This is a genomic window from Alkalibacterium sp. s-m-28 (assembly GCF_054658175.1).
The window spans coordinates 1-256 of record NZ_BAAGIQ010000390.1; the positions used below are offsets into that span (position 1 = coordinate 1).

At 44.9% G+C, this 256-nt stretch carries 1 pseudogene; it reads right to left on the minus strand.

The features are described from left to right. Positions 1-256 (minus strand): annotated as a pseudogene (locus ACYQ4S_RS12720) (DDE-type integrase/transposase/recombinase); the annotation flags it as partial.

A 256-nucleotide genomic window follows, 5' to 3' on the forward strand; every position in this document is an offset into this window, starting at 1 on the left:
AGCAGGCAGTAAAGCAAGCGACATGAGCACGTGCACCATTTTGAGATTTAAATCCATGGGTGCCACGGTAATTGCCTTTGTAAGTCCGGTTCAATCGTTCGATGATTTGTTTAAGGGGCCTATATTGCCTAGATACTTCGTCCTCGTTGGTTAAACCAATGACTTGAGTGATATCGAAGTTCAGGCCGTGTTGGGCCAGGAAATGTTGTGCCAGTTTGTAAATGGGGTTTCCATCAACGATGAGGTTTAAATCCTC